Origin of the sequence: Pseudomonas sp. NPDC088885, from assembly GCF_044750025.1 — a bacterium.
Taxonomy (GTDB): Bacteria; Pseudomonadota; Gammaproteobacteria; order Pseudomonadales; family Pseudomonadaceae; genus Aquipseudomonas; species Aquipseudomonas rustica.
Genome location: NZ_JBIVJB010000209.1, coordinates 1 through 2,664, shown reverse-complemented (window position 1 = coordinate 2,664; position 2,664 = coordinate 1). Strand labels below are relative to the sequence as shown.

General features: G+C 61.4%; 3 protein-coding genes and 1 pseudogene. All 4 read right to left on the bottom strand.

All coding sequences use genetic code 11. The annotated features are described in order from the left end of the window. Nucleotides 1-66, bottom strand: a pseudogene (locus tag ACIP1X_RS28550) (XRE family transcriptional regulator); the annotation flags it as partial. Nucleotides 67-154: 88 nt separating this feature from the next. Beyond that, complete coding sequence (alr, locus tag ACIP1X_RS28545) at nucleotides 155-1,228, bottom strand: alanine racemase (protein ID WP_400755933.1); 1,074 nt, start codon at nucleotides 1,226-1,228, stop codon at nucleotides 155-157. Nucleotides 1,229-1,322: 94 nt separating this feature from the next. Continuing rightward, on the bottom strand, nucleotides 1,323-1,676 hold the full coding sequence (locus ACIP1X_RS28540; RefSeq protein ID WP_053125004.1) for a RidA family protein: 354 nt from the start codon (nucleotides 1,674-1,676) through the stop codon (nucleotides 1,323-1,325). Then, nucleotides 1,648-2,664, bottom strand: a 1,017-nt coding sequence (gene dadA / locus ACIP1X_RS28535) for a D-amino acid dehydrogenase (RefSeq protein ID WP_400755932.1), incomplete at its 5' end; no start/stop codon positions are given. The genes dadA and ACIP1X_RS28540, both read right to left, overlap by 29 nt.

The following is a 2,664-nucleotide window of genomic DNA, read 5'->3' as shown; positions in this document are numbered from 1 at the left end:
GGCGAGTTCACGCTGGGAAAGCCCTTTGAGCTTGCGGATCGATTGCAGTCGTTCACCGACGTCCAAGGCGCGAGCCTCCTGATGTTGTAAGAATATTGAGCGTTATCATGGCGACAGCGTTCAGTATTTACAACACTTGGCCCCCGCAGCGGCGTCAACCCTCGGAATAGAGCCTTGGCACCCGGCGCAGGTTGCAGAAGATCTGGTACGGGATGGTGTCGGCCCACTTCGCCACTTCACTGGCGAGGATATTTTTCCCCCAGAGCTCAACGGTCGAACCGAGACCGGCTTCCGGCACATCGGTAAGATCGATGCATAGCATGTCCATCGACACGCGACCGATAATGCGACTGCGTTTACCGTCCACCAAAACCGGGGTGCCGGTCGGCGCCTGACGCGGGTAGCCGTCGGCGTAACCCATGGCGACCACACCGATGCGCATCGGTTTGTCGGTGATGAATTTGGCGCCGTAACCGACAGGCTCACCGGCCGGCAGCTCACGCACGCAGATGACTTTCGATTCCAAGGTCATCACCGGTTGCAAACGATCCGCCACGGCGTTGGCTTCTTCGAACGGGGTCGCGCCATACAGCATGATGCCCGGACGCACCCAATCACTGTGGATCTGCGGCCAACCGAGTACGGCGGGCGAGTTGCGCAGGCTGACTTCCGCCGCCAGCCCCTGACGCGCCGCTTCAAACACCGCGACTTGCTCGGTGCTGCTCTGCGCGTGCAGTTCATCGGCGCGGGCGAAGTGGCTCATCAACACAATTTTCGCCACTTTGCCGCTGGCCAGCAGACGCTGATAAGCCGCCGGATAATCCTTTGGATGCAACCCGACGCGGTGCATGCCCGAATCGAGCTTCAGCCACACGGTGATCGGCTTGCTCAGCGCTGCCTGCTCGATCGCTTCGAGCTGCCAAAGCGAGTGCACCACCGTCCAGAAATCATGCTCGACGATCAGCGCCAGCTCATCAGCTTCAAAAAAGCCTTCCAGCAACAACACCGGCGCACGAATGCCAGCGGCGCGCAGCTCCAAAGCCTCTTCGATGCAAGCCACGGCAAAACCGTCGGCCTCGGCTTCCAGCGCCTGAGCGCAGCGCACCGCGCCATGGCCGTACGCATCGGCCTTGATCACCGCCAGCGCCTTGGCGCCGGTGACTTCGCGGGCAATTCGGTAGTTGTGACGCAGGGCTTGAAGGTCGATCAGGGCACGGGCAGGACGCATGGCGGCAGACTTCTAGGCGGTCATGGGAATAAAAACCGGCGCCGACTGACGACGTGAACCGCCAACAGCGCCGGGAGAGGGATCTTTACAACAGTTACGGCAGCGCGGCGACGATAGAGATCTCTACCAGAATGCTCGGCTTAGCCATTTTCGCCTCAACGGTCGCGCGGGCCGGGGCGGCGCCTTTTGGCAGCCACTGATCCCACACCGAGTTCATCCCGGCGAAGTGCTCATCGATGCCGTTCAGGTAAATCGTTGCCGACAACAGGTGTTGCTTATCGGTGCCGGCCAGATCAAGCAAGCGCTCGATATTGGCCAGAACGTCGCGGGTCTGCTGTTCAATCCCGGCATTGAAGTCGTCGCCGACCTGCCCGGCCAAGTACACGGTGCCGTTGTGGCTGACGATCTGACTCATGCGCTCATTGGTGAGCTGGCGCTGGATTGACATGTTTTGCGGACTCCTGAATTTTGTTGCCGTAACGGGAAATATCGAGGCCTTCGGCGCTGATCTGTGGCTTTTTCTTCGCCATCAGGTCGGCCAGCAAACGACCGGAACCGCATGCCATGGTCCAACCCAGCGTGCCGTGACCGGTGTTGAGGAACAGGTTCTTGAACGGCGTGGCGCCAACGATCGGCGTGCCGTCCGGGGTGGTCGGACGCAGACCGGTCCAAAAACTTGCCTCGGCCAGATTGCCGCCCTGAGGATAAAGGTCGTTGACGATCATCTCCAGGGTTTCGCGGCGACGCGGGTTCAGCGACAGGTCAAAACCGGCGATCTCGGCCATGCCGCCGACGCGGATGCGGTTGTCGAAACGGGTGATCGCGACCTTGTAGGTCTCGTCGAGAATAGTCGAAGTCGGCGCCATCGCCGGGTTGGTGATCGGCACGGTCAGCGAGTAACCCTTGAGCGGATACACCGGGGCTTTGATGCCCAGCGGCTTGAGCAGTTGCGGCGAGTAGCTGCCGAGCGCCAGCACGTAGCGGTCGGCGGTTTCCAGCTTGCCGTCGATCCACACACCGTTGATGCGATCACCGGCGTAATCGAGTTTCTGGATGTCCTGGCCGAAGCGGAATTCGACACCGAGCTTCACGGCCATTTCGGCGAGACGCGTGGTGAACATCTGGCAGTCGCCAGTCTGATCGTTCGGCAGGCGCAGGGCACCGGCGAGGATGTCAGTGACACCCGCCAGCGCTGGCTCGACGCGGGCAATGCCGGCGCGGTCGAGGACTTCAAACGGCACGCCGGATTCTTTCAGCACGGCGATGTCTTTCGCGGCGCCATCAAGCTGCGCCTGAGTGCGGAACAACTGAGTCGTACCAAGGCTGCGGCCTTCGTAGGCGATGCCGGTTTCGGCGCGCAATTCGTCGAGGCAGTCGCGGCTGTACTCGGACAGACGCACCATGCGCTCCTTGTTCACCGCGTAACGGTTGGCGGT